The organism is Helicobacter canis (assembly GCF_900451095.1).
GTDB classification, from domain to species: domain Bacteria; phylum Campylobacterota; class Campylobacteria; order Campylobacterales; family Helicobacteraceae; genus Helicobacter_B; species Helicobacter_B zhangjianzhongii.
Genome location: NZ_UGHV01000001.1, coordinates 833,950 through 855,847, shown reverse-complemented (window position 1 = coordinate 855,847; position 21,898 = coordinate 833,950). Strand labels below are relative to the sequence as shown.

Sequence of the window (21,898 nt, the reverse complement as noted above, 5' to 3'; positions counted from 1 at the left end):
AGGAGAGAGTATGGCACTTGATTTGGCAGAAGTTACAGGGGCAAAGCAGGCAAGCGAGATTAAAAAAACGCAAGAAAAGTCCCCCAAAATCGCCAATGGGCTAGATAAAGATGCCTTTATGAAGCTCTTTTTAGAGCAGTTGAAAAACCAAGACCCCACCGCGCCTATGGAGACGGAGAAAATCATCACCCAAACCGCCCAGCTCACCCAAGTCGAAATGCAAGAAGAAAACAAAAAAGCGATGAAAGAAATGGTGGATTCTATGAAAGTTATGCAAGAGAGCAATGAAGAGTTCAAAAACTTCCAATCCACACTCAAAGAGACTATGGACAAGCTAGGAGAAGGCGTGGATAATAGCATTGAAGCAGCAGGGCAAATGGCGCAAAGCTCGGCGTTCCAAAGTGTGGCTATGGTAGGCAAGATCGCTGAAACTGATGTGAGCGGCGTGAATTACACAGGGGAGGGCAAGGTGCATTTCTCGCTCTTTTTTGATCGCCCCATTGATACGAGCAAGGGCAAGGCAGTGGTGCAGATCTTTGATGAAAGCAAGCAGCTGGTGCGCACAATCGCACTTGATGATAAAAATGGGCAGCAAGGGTATTTGGACTTTGCTTGGGACGGGCTAAATGACAGGGGCGAGCAGATGGATTCTGGCTCTTACTCTGTGGAGGCAGAATACAACCTTGACCCAAAGACCAATCACTACCTAACAACGCGTGTGGGGCGAGGCGAGATCCAAAGCGTGCTGTTTGACAAGGGCAAGCCGCTTATCCGTATGGGCGAGCTGATCTTGCCCCTTAGTGCTGCGCTTGAGTTTTATGACAAAGATAAAGAGCTAGTGCGCTAGGGCAAGGCGCGTAAAGGAGCAAGTATGGCTATGAATGATACGATTTTAAACTCTTATAGCGGTATGAAGACCCATCAATTTGGGCTAGATTCTATCTCTAATAACATCGCCAATGTCAATACCAATGGCTTTAAAGAAAATATCCCTGAGTTTAAAAATCTCTTTAGTGCGCAAATGGACACCCTAAACTCCAGCACCATCACCAACAACGACCGCTCCTATGGCGCGACAGGAGCTAGCAATGCCATTTCTACCAAAAATGGCAATTACCACCCAAGCGATGGGCAGTTTGATGTGGCGTATATGGGGAAAGGCTGGTTTGTCGTGGGCGAGAAGCAAGATGGGAGCTTTGAAGTCAAAGAAGATGGCTATGAAATGCCCCAGCCCATTTACTTCACGCGCAATGGCGGCTTTAATCGTGACTCTGATGGGTATTTGGTAACTTCTAGCGGGCAGTATGTCTATGGTGTGAATCTTGATAAGATCAAAGATGGAGTCTTTACCTCAAATCCTAGCGAGCAAGATCTCTCCTCTCTGCCAACAGGGCAAATGCACCCCTTGCAAATCCCCCAAGAGCTGAAATTCCACCCCGTAGTAACGACTAAAGTCGATGTAGCAGTCAATCTCAATGCAAAGTCCAACTTCAAGAGTGCGCAGGAATTTCTCGTGCCAAATGGCGTGATTGATGAATCGCGTGTAAAAAGCCAAGATGTCGCCTCCTTTGCCGATGATGATGGGCAGCCCTTTGACCCGCGTGCGTTTAGGGACATCATCATCACTATCAAAAAGGGTGAAGAAGGTAGTGAGAGTGAAGAGACCTTGCGCTTTAGCTATGGCAGCGGCGGAGCTAGTGCTAATGAGTTTCGCACCATAGGTGAGCTTATGGAGCTTTTTAGCAAAAGTGGGCTAGAGCTTAGCCCCACACTTGGAGCAAGGGGTAATCTAGCCTTTAGTGTCAAAAACCCCCAAGCCCAAAAGCTTGAAGTAACTATTGGCGGCGCGCTCTCAAATCGCATAGGCATTAGCACTTCTGCTATCCCCCTAGCCCAAGATGAGCATATCCAATCCAAAGACCTAAAGATCGCTACTTACTCCACTTCGCTTGATATTTATGATGAAGATGGGGGGAAGTTTTTGCTAAAGAGTGAGTATTATCTAATGGACGCTGGCGATCCCACAGGCACACCGCCAATCCCGCAAAAATGGCTTGTGCAAAGCGCAGTATATGACTTTAGTGGTGAGTTTATGATAAGCAAAGAGCCTGTTACCCAAGAGCTAGTCTTTGACAAAGACGGCAAGCCAGAGTCCGCCCCTATGGAGCTTGACTTCAAAGACTCCAAGATCACCTACTCAATCACAGGCAGCGATAAATACACCTCAAGGAATCTGCCTTATGAGGATTCTAAAATGCTTGAAGCAAGCCAAGATGGCAAGGCAGAAGGCTCGCTCAAAGATATTAGGATCGATGAAAATGGCATTATTTTCCTAGCCTTTAGCAATGGCGTGAGCGAGCCTATGGGGCGGCTTGGTGTGGTGGCGTTTGTCAATGATCAGGGCTTGAAAAAAATGGGTGATAATGTCTATAGCCTAGGGACAAATGCCCTTGGCGGGCAAAACAGAGTCCTAAGTGGCAATCCAATCCTAGGCTGGAACAATGAAGGGAATCTCAAATTTGGGCAAATCAAGCATAAATACCTAGAGACAAGCAATGTCGATGTAGGCAATGCTTTGACAAATCTTATTCTCTATCAGCGCGGCTACTCGATGAATGCCAAGGCATTTAACACCGGCGATGACTTGGTCAAAGAAGCAATCGCGCTGAAAAAATAGCCGATAGATTCTAGTGTAAAGCCCATCTTCTGTCATTGTCAGCCGATGAAACTCTCTTTGTCATTGCGAGCTTTGGCGCAAGACAAAGCGTGGCAATCTATAACAAAAATGGATTCTAGGAACACCGCTCATTTGCTGCCGCAAACACTATGGATTACCAAAGAAGCTGCGCTTTGCCACGCGGTGCAAGCGATGCTGCCAATGACAGAAAAACGCGGCAAGTCAAAAAGTGGATTCTAGGAAGCAAGCCTATTTTCTGTCATTGCGAGTGGATTGAAAATCCGCGCGGCAAAGCAAGCGTAGCGCAGCTTCTTTGGTAATCCATAAATTTTGCGCTAGCACAATAGACATTCCTAGCATTTCCTAGAATCCGCTTGCGCGGATATGTGGATCGCCACGCAATCGCTACCGCGCTTGCTCGCGATGACGGAGGGGGTAGCGTGGCGCAAGGCTCGCGATGACAGAATTTGGGCTTCAATCCTAGAATCCACTTTTTACACATCGCCTTTCTTATCCAGCAGTTCATTAGCGCGTTTAAGTATCTCTTCATCTTGGCTCAAGTCCGCCCACACCCACTGCGCTCCACTTTGCCTCTTGCCATCAAGCAAGTCCCCACCTTTGCGGTATTTCAAATCAATTTGAGCTATGTCAAACCCACTCAAATGCGCTGCGAACTCTTGGAGCCGCGTGGATTCTAGCGCGTGCGTATAAAGATAGCAGTAGCCCTTAAGCCCATTGCGGCTCACTCTGCCTCTTAGCTGGTGCAAAGTCGCTAGCCCTAGCTTCTCTGGGGCAATGATGACAATGGTAGAGAGCTTTGGCAGTGAGATCCCCACTTCTATAAGCGTAGTAGCGAGCAATATACTGCCATTTGCCGCAAACTCTTCTAGCACCTTTTCTTTGTCTTTATCCTGCCCTGAAGTGCTATACACGCGCGCAAATCGCGCCCTCCAAAAGCTCTCGCCCTCTTTTAGCGAGAGATATTGGCTGCTCTGGCTCTCTTCTACAAGCGGATAAATGATCGCTACTTGATGCTCCTTAGCCACTTCTGCTTGGATATGCGCAAGCAGCTGGCTGAATTGTGGCTTGCCTATGATAGCGGTGGTAATATCTTTGGGGTAAGGTAGCTCATCGATAATGCTTACATCAATCATTTTGGATTCTAGCATAGCCATTGTGCGGGGGATTGGCGTGGCAGAAAACTGCAAGATATGGGGCTTGCTCTTAGAATCCACTTGCGCAAGCTGCTCGAGATAATACCGCTGCTTCACGCCAAATCTATGCTGCTCATCGCTCATCACAAGCGCGACTTCTTCCGCGCTGATCTCGCGATAGAGCAAGGCTTGTGTCCCGATGATAAAATCCACTTGAGAAGCAAAAAGCCCTTGTAAATCCTGCTTAGATTCCGCGCTAATGTAGGTGATATTGAGCGATTTTGGCAAATAGAGCAGAGCTTGCTCATAAAGCTGCTTTGCTAGCACGCTTGTAGGTGCCATAAGCAAGGACTTCTTAGGATAGCTCATCATCACACTTGCCAAAATCACCATAGTCTTCCCGCAGCCCACATCGCCCATCACAAGCCTTTTAGCCGCTTTTTGGCTGGCGAGATCGCTGGCGATTTGCGCACATACACGCTGCTGGGCATTAGTGAGAGTAAAGGGCAGGCTCTTTACCCAGCTTTGATAATCCCCTGTGCAAGAGTATTTAGCTGGATAGTCCCTGCGCTTACTTGCCAAACGCGACAGATGATAAAAAATCTCGCAAAATTTCAGCGCATAAAGACTCTTCTCATCAAAGCCCTTATGCGCACAAAAAGCGTGGAAAAGCTCTTTATCCGGGTGGAAAATCCGCACAAGAGAGCCTGCCACATCACTAGGTAGCCCGCACTCTTGCAGGGCTTCTTGTGTGATTAGGCTTTGGGTTAGGCTTATCATATCTGCATTTTTATGCGTGGTCTTAAACTTTGGGATTATGGCATTGATCTCGCGGATAGTCTTTGGCTGGATCATCGAAAATCTCCCCCCATCATCGCGCAAAGCTCCCTGCACAAACACCACAGAATCTAGCGGAAAAAGCCTTTTGATATAGGGCTTTGGGTGGAAAAAGGTCAGCGTGATGGGCTGGGAGAAAGCAAGCATATAAGCAGAGATTTGCAGCACTTTGGCATAGCTTCTATGGGCTAGGATCCGCACTTCAAGCACGCCTTGTGCGCCACTACGCAAATCATCTATAAGCATTGTGCTTTCATAATTATATGGGGCAAAGGTCGCTAACTCTAGCAAATGAGAGAATCCAAACTTCTGCAACTCTTGCGCGCCCATACTGCCTCCGCCCATACTGCCTCCGCCCTAGGATTAGCGCGATTATAGTATTTTAGCCCCCTGCTTGCAAGATAGAGCGCAGTAGCTTGATAAAGGCTATGGTGTGTAGCTCTACGCCGTGCTTGTTAAGATGATAGCCTGTATCATAGAAATATTTGCGATCAAAATGCGCATCTTCCCACGAGTTTGCAAAGCCTATATTACGCGCTAAAAGCTGGGACTCTAGGCGGTGGATTTTCTCTAGTGTCTTGCTATCATTATGGCTAAAGAGTGGATTCTCCATACTCACAGGATAGAGCAAAAACACCTTAATACCACTTCGTTTAGCAAAGTCTTGCAAGCGCGAAAACTCTTGGATAAAAAAGCGCGAGAGCGTGGCATCAGCATAGATATATGGCTCATTTGCCGCCAAGCTTGTAGCAGTGTATTGCGAGCAAAAATCCCCATTTGCACTAAGCGATCTATAACTATATCCGTAAAATTCCTGCCCACAAGGCAAAATCTGCAAGCCATCTTTTAGCAACTTTTTAGTGGGGGTGGCGTTGGCTTTAGGTGTGGCTGGCTCTTTGGTTTTAAGGAGAGAGCGCACAAGGATTTTGGCTAGATTTTGAAATATCCGCATAGGATCATTATAAAGATATGCTAGGAATACAGACTTTTTTGTGATGAATTTATCATACTCCTTATCCCAAGACATCATATTTTGGACATACCACAAATCTTCATAAGGCTCTGTGGCAAAAAACGCGCTAAAGACAGGCGAGTAGAAGACAATATCCCCACTCCTTGCTGTGTGTAGGATTTTATCCACTTGGTAGTTGATCGGCAGCCCCGCGTGTGTGCCATAATTGATAAAGCGGACAGGGACATTAGCCTCTATCATCGCCCCATTAAAGCCAAAAAGCACATTTGACCCACCAAAGATAAGCACGCGCGGGCGTTGTGTGGGCTTTTTGTTTAGCCTATCTTTTACCGCATAGACATCTTTTAGCCACACTTCAGCATTTTTTAGCAGTGGCATTTGGTAGCGCACACCAACTACCAGCATAGTAAAATACCCCACCACAGCCACCAACACAGATATACCAAAACCTACCACTAATCGCCTATACTCCATAACCGCCCCTAGAAATTAAAGTATAAAAACGGCGAGCTAGCACCTCTATCGCCGATGATTTTTAGCAAGCAAATCGCGCAGCCCACACCAGCAAAAATAACGCCCACCCTGCTGATATGCGTGCTTAGGGCTATGCTATTTTTACACGCTAGAGCTAGGATAAACGCTAGGAAAATCCACCCCCACACTTCGATAGAGTTTGTGCTAACTGTGCCAGAGTCTGTGAGCCTAAGCCACACCACCTCTCCACCAAACATTCCTTTAAGCAGGTTGATTGCTCCTTGCACATTTTCAGCTCTAAAAAACACCCAAGCGATATTGACAAAATTAAAAGTAAGCAGCCAGCACAGAAGGATATAGGCTTTGCTTTGCATAAAGCGAGCATATACCACCCTAGAATCCAGCTTTTTATACAAAAGCATATAACCCCTATGCACTACCATTGCTAGCCCGTGCAAGCTCCCCCATATCACAAACCCCCACCCAGCTCCGTGCCACACTCCGCTTAAAAACGCCACGATAAACAGATTTCTTAATGTAAGCAGATTATTAAGCCACGATTCTTTTTTCTGTGGTGCAGGCTCGCGGCAGTATCTTTGAGCTAAAAATGGGGCTTTACAAGGCGATTCAAGGGATTTACCTTGAATGCTAATGAGTGCAGAATCGCCGCTGTAATCGCCATTTTGAGTCAAAGAGACAACGCGTTTAATATTTTGATTGCCCCCTAGTGGGATATAGAGATACTCTTTCAAAAATCTCCCTAAAGTGATATGCCACTTTCTCCAAAACTCCGCGATATTTAATGCCTTATAAGGTGAGCTAAAATTGATAGGCAAAATGATCCCAAAAAGCAGCCCCAGCCCTATTGCCATATCGCAATACCCGCTAAAATCAAAGTAAAGCTCAAAGGTATAGCTTAAGCTTGTCGCCCACGATTCTAAGCAATTTAAAACAGCTCCATTTTCTACCGCGCTAAATCCAGCATTTGCCCATTTGGCAAAGCTATCGGCGATGACTACTTTTTTAAAAAGACCGATGGAGAAGATGAAGAGACCTTTGGCGATGTATTCCCAATTTATAATACTAGGCGTTGGCTTTTGCATTTGGAGCGATTCAGTTTTTTTGGAGGATTCGGCTTTACTAAAGAAACCTGCTTCGGCTTCGCCTTGCACCGCTTCGCTTGTTTTGCGCGATAAATCTTTGATTGCATCGCCTAGCTCACGCGATAGACACTCAAGTCTTATCTCCTTGCGCGGCTCGCAAAGCAAAGATTTCTCATAGCAAATCCTAGAATCCTGTGCGGTGTTTTTTACATTTTCAGCTTCAAGGTTAGAATCCACTTTTCCAAAAGTGGCGTTATTTCTGTCATTGCGAGCAAGCGCGGCAGCGGTTGCGTGGCAATCCACACTAGAATCCACTTTTTTACTAGCGGTGTTTTCTGCGTCATTGCGAGCAAGCGCGGCAGCGGTTGCGTGGCAATCCATTTGCGTTTTATCAAAAGTGGATTCTAGGTTTTGTGTCTGTGTTTGTGTGGATTGCCGCGCCGACAAGTCGGCTCGCAATGACAAGAAGGGCGATTTTTCACACTCGGCTTGTTTTTCTTCAAGGATTTTAGGAATTGCGGTGGGGCTATGGGAGCTTTTTGGGGAATGCTCGCCCAATACCGAAGCCCTCCTGCCCATTGCGTGAAACTGCGGCATCATCTCTTTATGATGCACAATCGGTCCGGCAATTAGCTGAGGGAAGAAAGTGATAAACAAGCAGTAATCCAAAAAATTCGTATATGGGATTTCTTGTGTTGGATTGCTGGATTCTGGGGCTGATTCTCTCTCTGTGGCTTGCTTATAACAATCCACAAGAAAAGCGATTTGCTGGAATGTTACAAACGATAAGGCTAAGGGCAGGAGAATATGCGGCAGCGGGATAGCAAAGTCTAAAGCTAAAAGCTTGGTAAAAAGATTGAAATTCTCTAAGAAAAAGTCTGTGTATTTAAAGATACCTAGCAAGCAGAGATTGAAGATAATGCCAAGGATTAAAAGGGCTTTAGGGTGATTGAGCTTTTTGGAGGATTGGGCTTGGTTTGGTTTGGGCGTTGGCTTTCTAAAGAAACCTGCGAGCTCACGCTCGCACCGCTTTGCTTGTTTTCTAAAGAAACTTCGCTTCGCTTGTTTTGCGCGAAAAAGCAGGGAGTTTGTGGCTCCCTGCGTCGATAGACCACAAGTCTTATCTCCTTGCTCGCCACTGCACAACCCTGCTTTTTCATCGCAAAATCCTTCCGCCTGCGAATTTTTATCAAACACATTTTGAGCGTTGTGGATAGAAATCCTAGAATCCTTTGGCTGCTCGTTGAGAGTTGTGGCGGTGCTAGAATCCGCGTTTTTACTAGCGGCGTTTTCTGCGTCATTGCGAGCAAGCGCGGTAGCGGTTGCGTGGCAATCCATAACTTCAAAGTTAGAATCCACTTTTTTATTTATGGATTGCCACGCTTTGCGGAGCAAAGCTCGCAATGACAGAAAATAGGCGTTGCTCTTAGAATCGCGGCTTTGTAAAAAAGTGGATTCTAGTTTAAAGTCGCTCGCGGTGGATTTACTAAAGAAACTGCGGCTGCGCCTTGTTTTGTGGCTTTCATTACTGCTATGGGATTCTAGGATTGTGGAGCTAGAATTGGCGTTTTGCAAATCTCGCAAGGAAGATAAGACTTGCGGTCTATCGACGCCGCGAGATGAAGCAATCGCCGATTCTAGCCCGCAAGCCGAATCCTTACTTAGCTTCCCCCCCCCCCCCGTTTCTACTACACAAAATCCCCCTAACCACACCATAATTCACAAGCATTGAGCCTAGTAGTATAGGCAGATAGATAAGCTTCCAATAGGCGTAGAAAAACAAGCTTGCTAGCACTAAGAAGCCTTTAGCAAGGCTCATATACACGCTAGAGTTTTGTGTGATACTAAGGGCTTTAAGGAGATGAAAGATAGCCCACACTATGGGCAAAAAGCAAAAGATAAAAAGATAGGAGTTAAAGAGCATAGGGGTCCTTAATTGTTGCTCTTAGAGATAAATTCTTCTAGCTTATTGTGGGCTTGCTTAGAGTTAATCAAGCTTTGGGCTAGGTAGAATCCATCTTTAAAGCTCTGTGCCTTGCTGGCGATATACAGGGCTGCGCCGGCATTAAGACAGGTGGCGTGGTATTTCGCGCCCTTATCCCGTCCGCTAAAAATCTCTTGGATAATGCGTGCATTATGGGCTTTATCCCCACCTTGCAATGCGCTTTTATCGCAAAGCTCTAGCCCAAAATCCCTAGGTGAAAACACATAAGAGCTAATCGCCCCTTCCTTAATCTCACAGATTGTCGTAGGCGCGCTTAGGGAGATTTCATCAAGGCTATCTTGCCCATAGACGACCATTCCTCGCTTCACGCCGAGATTTTTCATCACCTGTGCTAGCGGCTCGCACAAGCTCTCATCATACACACCCATAAGCTGCAAGCTCGCCCCAGCAGGATTGCTCAAAGGTCCTAGTATATTGAAAATCGTGCGGATTCCTAGCTGCTTGCGCACAGGGGCGACATAGCGCATAGCGATATGATAATTTTGCGCAAACAAAAAGCATATCCCAATTTCCTCTAAAAGCCTTTGGGATCGCTCTTTATCAAGCATAATATTCACCCCAAGCTCCTCTAGCACATCAGCAGAGCCGCATTGTGAGGAAGCCGAGCGGTTGCCGTGCTTGGCGACTTTCGCCCCTCCTGCTGCGCTTACAATGGCACTTGCAGTAGAGATATTAAAGGAGTTTGAGCCATCGCCCCCGGTGCCTACAATCTCTAGCACCTCCATATTATGCAGCAATCGCACGCAATGCTCGCGCAAAGACTCCGCACACGCGGTGATCTCATCGATACTCTCGCCCTTTAGAGCTAGGGCGGTGAGAAAAGCAGCGATTTGTATATCGCTAGCTTCTTGGCTCATAATGGCATCCATCGCTTCTTTGGCTTGCTTGTAGCTTAGGGTCTGCCCTTTTGCTAGGGCGATTATGGCGTCTTTGATCATTGTCTGCCTTTGTGTATGAGTGAGAGAAAATTACGGATAATCACCGCGCCTTTTGGCGTCAAAATGGATTCTGGGTGAAACTGCACGCCATAGGTGTGATAGCTCTTATGGCGCAGTGCCATAATCATCGCTCCTTTAAGCGTGTGGGCGATAGGGACTAGCTGGCTGCCTAGCTCCAAAGCGCACAAAGAGTGGTAACGCGCCACTGCAATGTGTCTAGGGAGATTGGCAAAAAGTGGGCTTGTAGTGTCAAGCTCTATGGTATCTTGCTTGCCGTGCATAAGCTCTGGCGCACTGCCTACCCTGCCGCCAAAGGCTTCGCAAATCGCCTGATGTCCTAGACATACGCCAAATATAGGGATAGTTGGCGCAAATGTGCGGATAGCCTCAATACAAATCCCAGCGTCTTTAGGGGCTTTGGGACCCGGGGAGATGATGATGGCTTGTGGGGACATAGCCTTGATGTCTTGCAGGGAGATTTTGTCATTGCGATAGACTTCTATATCTGCGCCATTTTCACATAGCAGCTGGTAGAGATTGTAAGAGAAGCTATCGTAGTTATCAAGCAAGAGTATCATCTAGCCCCCTATCAAGTCCGGCACTTGCTAGCTCTAAAGCGTGGATAATAGCCCTAGCCTTGTTATCTAGCTCTTGCCACTCGGCATTTTCATCGCTCTCATACACAATCCCCGCCCCAGATCGCACAAAGATTCTATCACCTCTCTTATACACTAGGCGGATAGCGATACAAGTGTCCATATTGCCGGTAAAATCCAGATACCCTATCGCCCCACCATAAATCCCACGACCTCCAGAATGCAGCATATCTTCTAGCTCATAGATAATCTCACACGCGCGGATTTTGGGCGCACCAGAGAGTGTGCCAGCAGGCAAGATCGCCCCAAGCGCATCTAGGGCATCATTCCTAGAATCCAGCTTTGCAACAACACTAGAAGACAAGTGCATAATGTGGGAATATTTGACAATCTGCTTATAGTGTGTAACCTTGACACTGCCAATTTGCGCCACACGCCCCATATCATTGCGCGAGAGATCGACTAGCATATTATGCTCACTTAGCTCCTTTTCATCGTGCAAAAGCTCTAGCTCTAGCTGCATATCTTCTTGCTCATTTGCTCCGCGTGGGCGCGATCCTGCTAGCGGATAAGTCGTGATCGCACCAGATTCTAGCTGCACAAGCGTCTCAGGGGAAGCCCCAGCGATCTCTAGCTCATCACTTGAGAGATAAAACATATAGGGCGAAGGGTTGCTTGTGCGAAGCACGCGATACACATCAAAAAGCGAGCCGCTCGCTTTGGCTTGCATAGGGTTTGATAGCACGACTTGAAAAATATCGCCTTGCTTGATGTAGTGTTTAGCAGCTTGGACTCTCTGGCTAAATTGCTCCTTGGTAAAGTAGCGTGAAAACGAGGATTCTAGCCTAAAGGGCGCAAATACGCGCCTAGAGCTTCTAGCACGATACAAGATCTGCGCGATAGAATCTAGCTTGTGTGTGGCTTGTGTGTAGCTAGATTCTAGCTGTGCTAGATTGACATTGGTGATTAGCAAGAGCTTTTGGCGTAAGTGGTCAAACACCACAATATGCAAAAACAGCATAAGATGCATATCATCGCTAGAATCCAACTCCCACGCGCTGGATTCTAGCGGAGGTTTGGGCGCGGGGAAATCAAGTGCGCTTTCTGCATAGCGGATAAACTCATAGGCAAAATACCCCACAAGCCCACCGGTAAAAGGCGGCATATCTCTAAGCTTTGGGGATTTGTATAAGCGCAACATCTCGCGCAAAAAGGCGTTGGGCTTGGCGGTGAAAGTGAGAGAATCACCGCTTTTGGTGCTAGGATTTTGGGCTAGGGAGAGCAGGGCAGGCTCTGTGGTAGTGAGCGTGATCTCCCCCTTGCAAGAGCGCACTTGCGCAAGCGGCTCAAAGCCTAGGAAGCTATATCGTCCGCGATTGTTTGGGTCCTGCATAGATTCTAGTAAAAAGCTCTCTAAAGAATGTGCCTTCAAAGCGCGTAAGGCTTCTATGGGCGTGATAAAATCTGCGTAAAGCTCCTTTGCCACCGGCAAATGCGTGTAGCCTTGCTGGAGTAAGGCAGCAGCAGGTATCGTCTCTAAAGTGGGGAACATCATAAGCCTTAGGATCACAAAATAGATGAAATACTAATATATATTTGCCTAGTAATTGATAAAAGTTTTGTCATTTGATCTAGCTTTGCTGTGTTTTGTGAAGTGTGGGTAGATCACATAAAATATGCTATAATGCGCACTTTATTTAGAGAGGTGTCCGAGTGGTTGAAGGAGCACGCCTGGAACGCGTGTAAGGTGCAAGCCTTCGAGGGTTCGAATCCCTTCCTCTCTGCCATACTGCTAACTACTACATTTTCAATAGTTCAATAATTTATGATATTTGTGTATTGTGCGCACTCTCACTAGGCAACAAATCAATACAAACAATCTCACTAGGGGCTAAAAAGCGGAAGCTTGGTCCCCAAAATCCCGCCCCCGAGCTGACATAGAGCTTGGTGTCTTTTGTGTGGTTATAGAGTCCGTGGATATAGTGCTGATCTAGCCAGACAAAAATCGACATCGGGAAAACCTGCCCCGCGTGCGTATGCCCACTTAGCACTAAGTCAAACTCACTCACATCATAGAGCCTAGCAAATTTAGGCTGATGGGCTAGCAAGATACTAGGCTTGCTGGGGTTAAGATCTTGCTTAGCACGCTCTAAATTAGGCTCATACTCTTTAAAGCGCAAGCCCGCTAGGTCATTCACCCCAGCGAGATTAAAGCCGCTTAGCTCGATGGACTCATTATCTAGCACGCGCACCCCGCTTTTTCGCATAAATTCCATTATAGGTGCGATGCCGTGGTAGTATTCGTGATTGCCATTGACATAAAACACGCCTTCTTTGCTAGCAATTGCCTGCAATGCGCCAAACTCCTTGCTAATTTTCCTTATATCATCATCAATCAAATCCCCCACAATCACCACAATATCGGCATTTAGGGTATTGATCCTAGCGACAATACGCTCTAAAAACTCGGCTTTAAGGATATGCCCGATATGCACATCGCTAATCATTGCTATGCGTTTTTGCTGTTTTAGCTTAGGAAGTGGGATTGCTACATTGCGCACCGGTGGCGTGTGCAGGGCATTATTGCGACTTGTGAAGAAAAAGAGAAAAAACAGCCCAAACACGCCCAAATCGTGCAAGATCTTTAGAGACTTGCGCCGAGAGAGTGGCATTGGCGCGTGAGATTCTAGGGATTGGGCTATGGCGTGAGTGCCACTAGAATCCTTAGAATGCCTAGAGTCCCTAGAGTCCCCACACCCCTTAGAGTCTCTAGAATCCACTTTTGAAAAAGCGGATTCTAGGTTTGCGCCGTGGATCGCCGCGATTTCCTTGCGGAAGTCTCGCGATGACAAAAAGGTGGAGTCGGCTTGCTTGTGTAGATTTTGTGTATTTCTAGAATCCACTTTTTTTAGCATCTTAGATAATGCCTTGCCACAAAGCCACAATATATCCACACACAAGCACGCCACAAACAAGCAATAAGTGATCGCTACACAAAGTCCTAAAACATTGTAGCCCACATCATAAAAGCGCAGATCCTTTGCCAAAATCCAGAATCCAACCTCGCAGATAAACACTAGCAAAAGTGTGGCTGCAAGAGATTTTTTATATCTAGAAAACACCCACGAAGAGCGCGATAACCGCCAATAGATATAGAGCTTGCTCCCTAGCAAAAAGCTAAAAATCACTGCGATAATGGCTAAAATCTTCATAGCACAATATTAGTTTGGCAGGTGTTCAAGGAGCTTTTGGGTGTGAGTGGGGATTTGATAGGTGTTATACACGATTTCTAGACTAAAGCTTATGTCATAAACATCTGCTTGCAAGCTGGCGCGGTTGATCTGCACGGGTGGGTTGATCACTACGCTTGCATTTAGGGTGGATAGCTTTTCCATAAGCTGCCACATATTTGCGACATTTTTTGTCTGTGTGGTGAAAGCATAAGTGGTGTTTATGGTTTGGTTGTCTTCTTGCGTGCTGCTTTGGACTTGCTTGATAGACTTGATAGTAAGGTAGGAGGCAATAAGGCTTTTTACTTCTTCAAGGGCATTTTGATTGCTAAGCTTGGCAAAAATTGGGCGATTGTTTGTGATGAAATCCTGCAGTCGCTGCGCGGAATTATCATAGCCCTTTTTAATTTCATTGTAGATGATTTTTTCCTTGCGCTCTAGGATATATTGGGATTTAAAGGCAATGATCGTGGGCCAAAGTAGGTAGTTAAAAAACCCTAGAATCACACTAATATACAAAATAGAAAAAATCAAATTACGGACAAATAAATCTGTATCGACTTTGTTAAATGAGCGCGTAATAGGCGTTTTCATCACAGCTCCTATTTATTGTCATCTGCTATGGCAGCTTGAGTCTCTGCCTTTTTGGTGGCTTGGGTATGTGCGTGGCTAATGGAGATGAACTCATACCAGCCATTTGATAGCGCGTAAAAATTCACATTTGAGCGTCCAAAATTTGCCTTAAGCGGATCTTGCAATGCGAAGTAGAAAAACTCCTTTGATGGTGTAATACCCTTTAACACAAGCGTAGTATCGCTAATTTCTATGAAGCGCAAGGTGATTTTATCTGGCACAAGCTCTAAAAGATCGCGCAGCTTATCACGGCGAATGTCGTTTTTGTCGCTGCGCTGATGCACGAGTGTTGATTCAAACACAAGCCGCTCGAAATGCTCATCAAGATCAATGATATTTTGCTGCAGGATTGCTTGATTGAAGCGATATTCTTGAGCGCGCTCTACAGAGGCAGAAATCTCTCGCGTAACAAACCCATAAAATCCAAGCAAAATCACTATCGTTAATGCAAAATACAGCCACCAAATCTTAGTAACTTTAGCGAAGATATGCTTGGTCTTTGGGCGGATAAAACTTAGTGCCATTATTTTCCTTTAAGCTCTCTTTGCGCAAATTGTATCAATACATCTGGGAGATTTACATCTCTTTTCACCGTTTCTAGCATAAGCTCTTTAGCGATAAATTCATAGGCTTGATCGCTGATTTTACACGCATCAAGCAAAATGACCTTATCGATAAACTCGCCTTTATATAATGGATTCTGGTAGTATTCTTTAATAGCATCAACAAGAATCTTGCTAATGATTTTTGCCTTTGGCATATCATCATAAACGATCTTTGTCTCATCAAGATTTGGGATAAACATATCTGTCTGCAAATGCTCTATGCTTGGATCTAGGGCGATTTTGGCAAACTCATCAAAATCATCATCTAAAGAGAGTTCATCAAAATTCTTTAGCTCAATATCTGATCTTTGCTCTTCTTTATTGAGCATAGGCACCTCACCTTCAGCGATGAAAAACCCGCTAAAAGTCGCCACCCCTCTATACACAACCATAAGGGCGATATTGCTCCTTTGCAAAAGCACATAGACATTATTCCCTAGCGTGGGCAGATCGTGGGCATTTTGATCAATGATCAAAAATGGCGAAAACACAAAATCCACCCCAGAGATCACATTAAAACGGCGTAAATAATCCTTAATCATCGAGCGTTTTGCAAAAACGCGTATCGTCTCGCTGCTGCTGATTTGGCATTCACTTGCTTTAAGATTCCCCGAAAAAAAGTCCTTAGAATCCTTCTGTAACACCACGCCTTGTGAGAGAGTCTTAATCATCGCACTAACATAAGTGAAAGGATAGTTGTGTTTATATCGCCTGATGAGCTTCACAGCTTCCATAGGGATTTGATTTTCTGTGGTTTTAAACTCTTTTGTGAGCGATTCTACCTGCTTGTCGTGCTTGATTCTTATAACTTTGATCGTGCAAGTGATCGCATCGATATTGATCGCGATAAACACCTTGCTAAACAATGGCGACATCATCGAGGTGAAAAATCCCATATCTACCCTTAACTCTTGCCCTTAACTTTCGCCCTTACTCTTGCCCTTGTATGCACTGCATTTGTTTTTTTACCACTTCTCTGGCTTCTTCTAGGCTAAGACTTGGATCTAGCGCGAAGCTAGCACCCATATAATAGCATATTTTGCCAAAAGGTAGCGGTAGGGAGAATCTATCCCAAGTGCCAAATTCATAGCGCAAACTTGGCGCCACGCGGCATACGCTGATTCTTTTCCCTGTTTTTTGCGCCATCATAATGACACCATCAGCGATATGATGATAAGGACCCTTTGGTCCATCTACGGCGATCCCCACATCTTTGCCAGCCTTAAGTCCAGAAATGAGCTGCATAAGTGCGCGCACTCCACCCTTATGCCCAGATCCCGTGCTACCTCGCACACTCTCAAAGCCAAAGCACTCGCACATTTTAGCGATAAGCCCTCCATCAAAATGATTGCTTGATAAGATATAGATATTGGGGTGTTGGCGAAGCTTGCGGTAGAGCATAGGAAGCATAAGAATCTCGCCGTGCCAAAATGCTAGAATCGTATTGTCATCATAGACGCTTTTATCGATGAAAAATGCCTTGCGATTTGTAGCATACAAAATCCACACCAAAGCCCACCCTATGCGCGGGACACTCATTTCTATGAGTCGGCGTCTCCAATTCATCTATGCTTTGTGCCTATCCTATGCTAGAAGAAATACAGATAGTTGTGATCGTATCATCTTGTCTAAGGCTATCAAGCACCGCTAGGCTCTGCTCATCTTCAATCTGCCCAAATACCGTGTGCTCACCATCTAAATGTGGCAAATCCACAAAACATAGGAAAAATTGACTCCCGCCTGTATCGCGCCCTGCGTGTGCCATAGAGAGTGCACCTCTTTTGTGGCGGTGTGGATTGCCCTTTAGCTCACAAGCGATCCTATACCCCGGTCCGCCTGTGCCATCACCTCTAGGGCAGCCACCTTGAGCGACAAAGCCTGCGATCACGCGGTGGAATGTAAGCCCATTGTAGAATCCACTTTTGGCAAGGGAGGCAAAATTGCTCACTGCTTGTGGCGCACTCTCTCCAAAGAGTCGCACAACAATCGCGCCCTTATTGGTCTCTATCGTGGCAAACGCGCTAGATTCTAGCTCTTCTTGTGTGGGGGTGAAAGTTTTTAACTCTTCCATAGTAAATCCTTTAGCCTAAATATGCTAGAATCCACTTTTTTGTGGGCTTTAGCAGCGAGTGGGGATTCTAGCGAGTTTGTCCTTACTAGAATCTAAAAAGCCCATAGATCCTTGGGGATTCTCTCTAAAATTACGATGAGAGTTGAGCAAAAGACCGATACATATAAGCAACATAGATTAGAGGTGATTATCTTGGGACATTCTGTGGGATTTATACTCAAGCAATGCTATAAAAAATACGCAAGTTTTGTGCTATGTGCTTGTATGGGGGCTTGTCTCATCGCCAATGCTTCAGAATCCGATCTTAACGACCCGCTAGATTCCACCCCAAAGCCCGCGCCCACCACACAAAATCTCCCAAATAAAGATAAAAACATAGCTAAAGACTCTAAGCCCAAGCCAGAATCCACCAAAGAAATGGATAGAGTGATTATGGAAGTTGGTAATATGGACGACTTTGTCGCCGTGCAAAAAAACTTCCCGTGGATCCGCTCTGTGGGGCTTGTGATGGTCTCTTTTGATGATGGGAGCTTCCGCAGTGGATTTGGGCTACTACTGCCGCAAAACCTCTTTCTAACCTCAGCAGAGCTTGGGCATAATGCTAGTGCCTATCCTAAAAATATCTTGCTAAAAATGCGCGATGAGAGCGCGGGCAATCTCATCTGCCTAGCAGAGCTGCGACTAAAAGCCATAGATAAAGTGCAAGGGCTTAGTCTCTTTGAAGTCTCTGGCTACACTGATGACTACTGCAATCTCCGCTCCCAAAGCTACTACCACAATAAAATCTTGACCAAAAATGCCTATGACATCGCCAAGTCAAAGCCCGTGCGCACGAATGACTACTACACAGTTACCACAACTTTCAATGCCCCAAATATCAGCCTAATCACACGCAAAAATACCAATAAGCTCCCCATTAAAAATGAGCAAAAAGTCATCTTCGGGCGACCATTTTTTAGCAAAGATGGGCAGCTACTTGGTATGGCAACTCTCCCTAGCAATGCTATTTCGCCCGTTATTGTAAGCCACAAAGATATTAAAAATTTTTTATGTAGCTTGGATAAAAGTGGGTTTTTTGTCAGTGGCTATGTGCAAGAACTCTGCCGTCCTTGAATGCAAATTGATAGAATAACACTAAAGTTTTATGATACAATCATACTCAAGAAACACCACAAAGGATAATCAATGAGCAGAAGTCTCTATCAAACACTAGAAGTCAGCGAAAATGCCAGCCAAGATGAGATCAAAAAGGCTTATCGCAAGCTAGCGCGCAAATACCACCCCGATGTCAATAAAGACAAGTCCGCAGAAGAGAAATTCAAAGAAATCAACGCTGCTTATGAGATTTTAAGCGATGAGCAAAAGCGCAAGCAATATGATCAATTTGGCGATAGTATGTTTGGTGGGCAAAATTTCAGTGATTTTGCCCGCGCACAGGGCGGAGCCGCTGGGCTTGATGAGATTTTGAGCCAGATTTTTGGCGCGCGTGGGGGCTTTAATTTTGGCTCGGGCTTTGGCTTTGGTGGGGCGGATTTTGGGGGGTTTGAGCAGGATTTAGATATACACGCAAGCATACGCATACCCTTTGAGCTATCTATCACCGGTGGCAAGCATAGCATAATGCTTGAGAGAGAAAAAATCGATATGAAAATCCCCGCTGGCATAAGTGATGGCAAGAGTATCCGCCTACGCGGCAAAGGTCGATCCGGGCGCAGTGGGCGGGGGGATTTGATCCTAAAGGTGCAGGTGGATTCTAGTGCGCTATATGAGCGAAGTGGCGATGATATTATCCAAGATTTTGATCTCCCGCTAAAGACCGCGCTTTTTGGTGGGAAAATAACAATCCCCACCTTGCACAAAGAAGTTACCCTAAAAATCCCGCCCAACACCAAAAACGCCCAAAAATTCCGCGTCAAAGAGCTCGGCGCGAAAAACCTAAAAACCCAAGCCCTAGGCGATCTCTACTTGCGTGCAAACATCACCCTACCCAAGCTAGAATCGCTCTCGCAGCCCCTGCAAGATCTCTTGCATAAAGAGCTAGAAGCATAAGGAGTGCAAATGTATAGCTATGATGAGCCTGTCTATCTAATCAGTGTCGTGGCAAAAATCCTAGAAATCCACCCCCAAACCCTACGCCAATATGAAAAGGAAGGCTTGATCGAGCCCGGCAGGACAGAGGGCAAAATGCGCCTATACTCCCAGCGCGATATTGATAAAATCAAGACGATTTTGCGGCTCACGCGCGATTTGGGCGTAAATCTTGCTGGCGTGGATATTATCCTACGCTTAAAGGAGCGGCTTGATGAGCTAGATGGGATTATCGAGCAGCTCCGCGCCAGCACAAGCAAGGACAATAGTGTAACAATCAAGCAAAGCTCCTATGAACTAATGATCTTTAAAGGCAAGTGATGTGCAAAGATCCTTGGGGCTTTGGAGCGTGGCTTGGGCGTGGGCAATGTGAGGGTGCTATCAACCCTAGCAAAGCTTTAAAAGTGGATTCTAGGGATCACGCTTTATGTAAAAGCCATAAATACAGGCTAGCGACCACTATGCCTGCTATGGCTAAAGCCCTTAGCCCCAAACACAAAGCCAAGCTATGACGCACCTAGCCACACTCTTGCGCCCACAGACCTTAGATGACTTCCTAGGGCAAAGCCACCTGCTACACAAAAACGCCCCCCTATATCGCGCCATAGCCGCCAAGCAAATGCCACATTGCTTTTTCTACGGACCTCCGGGCACTGGGAAGACGACTTTAGCAAGGCTTATTGCCAAAAATCTAGGCGATGTCTTTCTCCCCTTTAATGCCACAAAATTCAAGCTAGAGTCCCTGCACTCCGCGCTTAAGCCCTATCAGCAATCACTCATCACGCCGCTTGTGTTTATCGATGAAGTCCATAGGCTCACTAAGCCCCAGCAAGAAGCCTTGCTGCCCATTATGGAAGATAGAGTTGCTATCGTGCTTGGGGCTAGCACGGAAAATCCTTTCTACACGCTCACAAATGCGATCCGCTCGCGCTCTTTGCTCTGTGAGTTTAAGCCCCTAAATGTGCAAGAGCTAGAGGAGCTGCTGAAAAGGGCGTTGGAGAAGCTGGGCATACAAAAGGTGGATTCTAGTGTTGCGGGGGATTCTAATGGGGATTTGGCTTTGCTTGGAGGGGATTTAGCTTTGGGTGAGCATTCCGCAGATTTAGCAAATTTTGGGACCGCAATTCCTAAAATCCTTGAAGAAGAAAAAAGGGCTAAGTGTGAAAAAACTACCCCCTCGTCATTGCGAGCCGACTTGTCGGCGTGGCAATCCACACAAACAAAGACACAAAACCTAGAATCCACTTTTGAAAATTCTGCCGCTGATACACAAAAAGTGGATTCTAGGGAAAATGCCCAAAGTTTAAACACGCTGCAAAACGAAAAAACTGAAGCCGTGTTTGATAAAACACCACAGGCGGAAGCAGTTGAGATGAGAAAACAAGCGAAGCGGTGCAAGGCGAAGCCGCAGCAGGTTTCTTTAGTAAATCGTGGCTTTCTAAAGAAACATCGGCTAACGCCGAGCGGTATCCCTTGTTTTCAAGGCGTGGGCGAAGGGATTTATCTAGGCGATAATGAGCAAGCCCACGCCGTAGAATCCACGATTTATCGCTCAAAACCAGCGATAGCGGTGCAAGGCGAAGCCGCAGCAGGTTTCTTTAGAAATGCAACGCCAGAATCAGACAAAACCGAATCCACCAGCAAAAAGCCATCGCCCCACACCAAAAAAACCATCACCCAAGAAGCCTGCTCCTACTTAATCTCAAGCAGCGGCGGTGATGGGCGCGCTATGCTAAATCTCCTAGAAGTCCTAGCCCTAAGCGATCATATCACCCTAGAAGATGTCAAGTCCTTACGCCCTGTGAGCCTAAATGATGGCACAAGTGAAGCTAGCACGCACTACAATCTCGCCTCCGCGCTCATTAAATCTATCCGAGGTAGTGATACTAATGCAAGTATCTACTACCTAGCAAGGCTGATTGCCGGCGGAGAAAACCCAGAATTCATCGCTAGAAGACTTGTGATTTTAGCAAGTGAGGACATCGGCAATGCCAACCCAAACGCCCTAAATCTCGCCACTTCTACAATGCTATCTGTAAGCAAGATCGGCTACCCAGAAGCGCGCATAATCCTAGCCCAATGCGTGATCTACCTAGCCTCCTGCCCTAAGAGCAACACCGCCTACACCGCCATAAACTCCGCACTAGAAGCCATAAACCAAGGCGAGATCCTCCCCATAAGCCCCCATATCCTGCCGCATTCTAAAACCTACAAATACCCGCATAATTTCGGCGGCTATGTAGAGCAGCAATATTTGCTAAAGCCTTTGAAGTTTGTCAATCCCACGCAAAAGGGCTTTGAAAAAACGCTTAATGAATGGCTCGCAAAAATCCACCAAACCAAATAGCCACAAGCTAGCCCCTACTGCATTGTTTATGTATAACATCTTTGCCATCATAGCCCTGCTTAGATTCTCCATAACAATGGCATAAATCTGCATTTATCTTACATATTTGCCTTTGATTAGTGAAAAATACGCAATGATTAAAGACAAGTAAATCTCACATATCTCAC

The 21,898-nt window shown here is 46.1% G+C and carries 22 protein-coding genes, 1 tRNA gene and 3 pseudogenes; 11 read left to right on the top strand and 15 right to left on the bottom strand.

Annotated elements, in window-relative coordinates; genetic code table 11:
• Positions 1-10: 10 nt before the first annotated feature.
• The 3 genes and pseudogenes from flgD to DX060_RS03955 all read left to right on the top strand — a co-directional run.
• Positions 11-835 (top strand): annotated as a pseudogene (flgD, locus tag DX060_RS03965) (flagellar hook assembly protein FlgD); the annotation flags it as partial.
• Between the two features lie 36 nt (positions 836-871).
• Entirely contained in the window at positions 872-2,677 is a 1,806-nt protein-coding gene (locus DX060_RS03960) for a flagellar hook-basal body complex protein (RefSeq protein WP_258552189.1), read from the top strand.
• A gap of 45 nt (positions 2,678-2,722) precedes the next feature.
• Positions 2,723-2,917 carry a hypothetical protein gene (locus DX060_RS03955; protein ID WP_115011255.1) on the top strand — a complete coding sequence of 65 codons (195 nt, stop codon included), beginning with the start codon at positions 2,723-2,725 and terminating at the stop codon, positions 2,915-2,917.
• 113 nt (positions 2,918-3,030) lie between these two features.
• Here DX060_RS03955 and DX060_RS11260 read toward each other — a convergent pair whose 3' ends face one another.
• From DX060_RS11260 to DX060_RS03915, 8 genes are read right to left on the bottom strand one after another with little or no spacing between them, the layout of a single operon-like run.
• Entirely contained in the window at positions 3,031-3,168 is a 138-nt protein-coding gene (locus DX060_RS11260; protein WP_181814175.1) for a hypothetical protein, read from the bottom strand.
• Positions 3,169-3,171: 3 nt separating this feature from the next.
• On the bottom strand, positions 3,172-4,998 hold the full coding sequence (gene recG / locus DX060_RS03950) for an ATP-dependent DNA helicase RecG (protein ID WP_258552188.1): 1,827 nt from the start codon (positions 4,996-4,998) through the stop codon (positions 3,172-3,174).
• A 52-nt stretch (positions 4,999-5,050) separates the two neighbouring features.
• The gene (locus tag DX060_RS03945; RefSeq protein ID WP_115011253.1) at positions 5,051-6,115 is read right to left on the bottom strand and encodes a hypothetical protein; all 1,065 of its coding nucleotides are present in this window, start codon (positions 6,113-6,115) and stop codon (positions 5,051-5,053) included.
• Between the two features lie 8 nt (positions 6,116-6,123).
• On the bottom strand, positions 6,124-8,934 hold the full coding sequence (locus DX060_RS11905) for an MBOAT family O-acyltransferase (protein ID WP_258552187.1): 2,811 nt from the start codon (positions 8,932-8,934) through the stop codon (positions 6,124-6,126).
• On the bottom strand, positions 8,876-9,142 hold the full coding sequence (locus tag DX060_RS03930; protein ID WP_115011252.1) for a hypothetical protein: 267 nt from the start codon (positions 9,140-9,142) through the stop codon (positions 8,876-8,878). The genes DX060_RS11905 and DX060_RS03930 overlap by 59 nt, the downstream gene beginning before the upstream one ends.
• Positions 9,143-9,150: 8 nt before the next feature.
• Positions 9,151-10,161: an anthranilate phosphoribosyltransferase gene (trpD, locus tag DX060_RS03925; protein ID WP_115011251.1), complete on the bottom strand. Its 1,011-nt coding sequence runs from the start codon at positions 10,159-10,161 to the stop codon at positions 9,151-9,153.
• A complete protein-coding gene (locus DX060_RS03920; RefSeq protein WP_115011250.1) occupies positions 10,158-10,739 on the bottom strand; it encodes an anthranilate synthase component II in 582 nt (193 codons plus the stop codon). Before DX060_RS03920 ends, trpD begins: the two co-directional genes overlap by 4 nt.
• The gene (locus DX060_RS03915) at positions 10,723-12,312 is read right to left on the bottom strand and encodes an anthranilate synthase component I family protein (protein ID WP_220176689.1); all 1,590 of its coding nucleotides are present in this window, start codon (positions 12,310-12,312) and stop codon (positions 10,723-10,725) included. Before DX060_RS03915 ends, DX060_RS03920 begins: the two co-directional genes overlap by 17 nt.
• A gap of 144 nt (positions 12,313-12,456) precedes the next feature.
• On the opposite strand from DX060_RS03915, the gene DX060_RS03910 reads away from it, so the two are divergent.
• Positions 12,457-12,544: transfer RNA gene (locus tag DX060_RS03910), tRNA-Ser, on the top strand.
• 36 nt (positions 12,545-12,580) lie between these two features.
• Here the strand turns inward: DX060_RS03910 and DX060_RS03905 are convergent.
• The 7 genes from DX060_RS03905 to DX060_RS11900 are packed head-to-tail and all read right to left on the bottom strand — an operon-like array spanning position 12,581 to position 17,470.
• Positions 12,581-13,969: a metallophosphoesterase gene (locus DX060_RS03905; RefSeq protein WP_258552186.1), complete on the bottom strand. Its 1,389-nt coding sequence runs from the start codon at positions 13,967-13,969 to the stop codon at positions 12,581-12,583.
• A 9-nt stretch (positions 13,970-13,978) separates the two neighbouring features.
• Positions 13,979-14,581 (bottom strand): hypothetical protein, encoded by a 603-nt coding sequence (locus tag DX060_RS03900; protein ID WP_115011248.1) that lies wholly within the window; start codon positions 14,579-14,581, stop codon positions 13,979-13,981.
• Positions 14,582-14,589: 8 nt separating this feature from the next.
• Positions 14,590-15,144 (bottom strand): hypothetical protein, encoded by a 555-nt coding sequence (locus DX060_RS03895; protein WP_115011247.1) that lies wholly within the window; start codon positions 15,142-15,144, stop codon positions 14,590-14,592.
• Entirely contained in the window at positions 15,144-16,121 is a 978-nt protein-coding gene (locus DX060_RS03890) for a hypothetical protein (protein ID WP_115011246.1), read from the bottom strand. The genes DX060_RS03895 and DX060_RS03890 overlap by 1 nt, the downstream gene beginning before the upstream one ends.
• Positions 16,122-16,155: 34 nt before the next feature.
• Complete coding sequence (locus tag DX060_RS03885; protein ID WP_115011245.1) at positions 16,156-16,791, bottom strand: lysophospholipid acyltransferase family protein; 636 nt, start codon at positions 16,789-16,791, stop codon at positions 16,156-16,158.
• 13 nt (positions 16,792-16,804) lie between these two features.
• Complete coding sequence (locus DX060_RS03880; protein ID WP_115011244.1) at positions 16,805-17,296, bottom strand: peptidylprolyl isomerase; 492 nt, start codon at positions 17,294-17,296, stop codon at positions 16,805-16,807.
• A 48-nt stretch (positions 17,297-17,344) separates the two neighbouring features.
• Complete coding sequence (locus tag DX060_RS11900) at positions 17,345-17,470, bottom strand: hypothetical protein (protein WP_258552185.1); 126 nt, start codon at positions 17,468-17,470, stop codon at positions 17,345-17,347.
• 30 nt (positions 17,471-17,500) lie between these two features.
• Between DX060_RS11900 and DX060_RS03875 the strand changes: the two genes are divergently transcribed.
• The 7 genes and pseudogenes from DX060_RS03875 to DX060_RS11895 all read left to right on the top strand — a co-directional run bounded on the left by DX060_RS03875 (position 17,501) and on the right by DX060_RS11895 (position 21,816).
• Positions 17,501-18,409 carry a hypothetical protein gene (locus DX060_RS03875; RefSeq protein ID WP_147278764.1) on the top strand — a complete coding sequence of 303 codons (909 nt, stop codon included), beginning with the start codon at positions 17,501-17,503 and terminating at the stop codon, positions 18,407-18,409.
• 72 nt (positions 18,410-18,481) lie between these two features.
• Positions 18,482-19,345 carry a DnaJ C-terminal domain-containing protein gene (locus tag DX060_RS03870; RefSeq protein ID WP_115011242.1) on the top strand — a complete coding sequence of 288 codons (864 nt, stop codon included), beginning with the start codon at positions 18,482-18,484 and terminating at the stop codon, positions 19,343-19,345.
• 9 nt (positions 19,346-19,354) lie between these two features.
• Positions 19,355-19,705: a heat shock protein transcriptional repressor HspR gene (locus DX060_RS03865; RefSeq protein WP_115011241.1), complete on the top strand. Its 351-nt coding sequence runs from the start codon at positions 19,355-19,357 to the stop codon at positions 19,703-19,705.
• The gene (locus tag DX060_RS03860; protein ID WP_115011240.1) at positions 19,705-19,896 is read left to right on the top strand and encodes a hypothetical protein; all 192 of its coding nucleotides are present in this window, start codon (positions 19,705-19,707) and stop codon (positions 19,894-19,896) included. Before DX060_RS03865 ends, DX060_RS03860 begins: the two co-directional genes overlap by 1 nt.
• A pseudogene (locus DX060_RS03855) lies at positions 19,893-20,345 on the top strand (AAA family ATPase); the annotation flags it as partial. The gene DX060_RS03860 and the pseudogene DX060_RS03855, both read left to right, overlap by 4 nt.
• 702 nt (positions 20,346-21,047) lie before the next feature.
• Positions 21,048-21,731, top strand: a pseudogene (locus DX060_RS03850) (AAA family ATPase); the annotation flags it as partial.
• Positions 21,682-21,816, top strand: coding sequence for a hypothetical protein (locus DX060_RS11895; RefSeq protein WP_258552184.1), 135 nt, complete (start codon positions 21,682-21,684; stop codon positions 21,814-21,816). The pseudogene DX060_RS03850 and the gene DX060_RS11895, both read left to right, overlap by 50 nt.
• Positions 21,817-21,898: the final 82 nt, after the last annotated feature.

Bases quoted from the DNA above. Each gene is read 5' to 3' on its own strand.
- DX060_RS03960 (WP_258552189.1), top strand. From the start codon at position 872: ATGGCTATGAATGATACGATTTTAAACTCTTATAGCGGTATGAAGACC.
- DX060_RS03955 (WP_115011255.1), top strand. From the start codon at position 2,723: ATGAAACTCTCTTTGTCATTGCGAGCTTTGGCGCAAGACAAAGCGTGG.
- recG (WP_258552188.1), bottom strand. From the start codon at position 4,998: ATGGGCGCGCAAGAGTTGCAGAAGTTTGGATTCTCTCATTTGCTAGAG.
- DX060_RS03945 (WP_115011253.1), bottom strand. From the start codon at position 6,115: ATGGAGTATAGGCGATTAGTGGTAGGTTTTGGTATATCTGTGTTGGTG.
- DX060_RS11905 (WP_258552187.1), bottom strand. From the start codon at position 8,934: ATGGTGTGGTTAGGGGGATTTTGTGTAGTAGAAACGGGGGGGGGGGGG.
- DX060_RS03930 (WP_115011252.1), bottom strand. From the start codon at position 9,142: ATGCTCTTTAACTCCTATCTTTTTATCTTTTGCTTTTTGCCCATAGTG.
- trpD (WP_115011251.1), bottom strand. From the start codon at position 10,161: ATGATCAAAGACGCCATAATCGCCCTAGCAAAAGGGCAGACCCTAAGC.
- DX060_RS03920 (WP_115011250.1), bottom strand. From the start codon at position 10,739: ATGATACTCTTGCTTGATAACTACGATAGCTTCTCTTACAATCTCTAC.
- DX060_RS03915 (WP_220176689.1), bottom strand. From the start codon at position 12,312: ATGATGTTCCCCACTTTAGAGACGATACCTGCTGCTGCCTTACTCCAG.
- DX060_RS03905 (WP_258552186.1), bottom strand. From the start codon at position 13,969: ATGAAGATTTTAGCCATTATCGCAGTGATTTTTAGCTTTTTGCTAGGG.
- DX060_RS03900 (WP_115011248.1), bottom strand. From the start codon at position 14,581: ATGAAAACGCCTATTACGCGCTCATTTAACAAAGTCGATACAGATTTA.
- DX060_RS03895 (WP_115011247.1), bottom strand. From the start codon at position 15,144: ATGGCACTAAGTTTTATCCGCCCAAAGACCAAGCATATCTTCGCTAAA.
- DX060_RS03890 (WP_115011246.1), bottom strand. From the start codon at position 16,121: ATGGGATTTTTCACCTCGATGATGTCGCCATTGTTTAGCAAGGTGTTT.
- DX060_RS03885 (WP_115011245.1), bottom strand. From the start codon at position 16,791: ATGAATTGGAGACGCCGACTCATAGAAATGAGTGTCCCGCGCATAGGG.
- DX060_RS03880 (WP_115011244.1), bottom strand. From the start codon at position 17,296: ATGGAAGAGTTAAAAACTTTCACCCCCACACAAGAAGAGCTAGAATCT.
- DX060_RS11900 (WP_258552185.1), bottom strand. From the start codon at position 17,470: ATGTTGCTTATATGTATCGGTCTTTTGCTCAACTCTCATCGTAATTTT.
- DX060_RS03870 (WP_115011242.1), top strand. From the start codon at position 18,482: ATGAGCAGAAGTCTCTATCAAACACTAGAAGTCAGCGAAAATGCCAGC.
- DX060_RS03865 (WP_115011241.1), top strand. From the start codon at position 19,355: ATGTATAGCTATGATGAGCCTGTCTATCTAATCAGTGTCGTGGCAAAA.
- DX060_RS03860 (WP_115011240.1), top strand. From the start codon at position 19,705: ATGTGCAAAGATCCTTGGGGCTTTGGAGCGTGGCTTGGGCGTGGGCAA.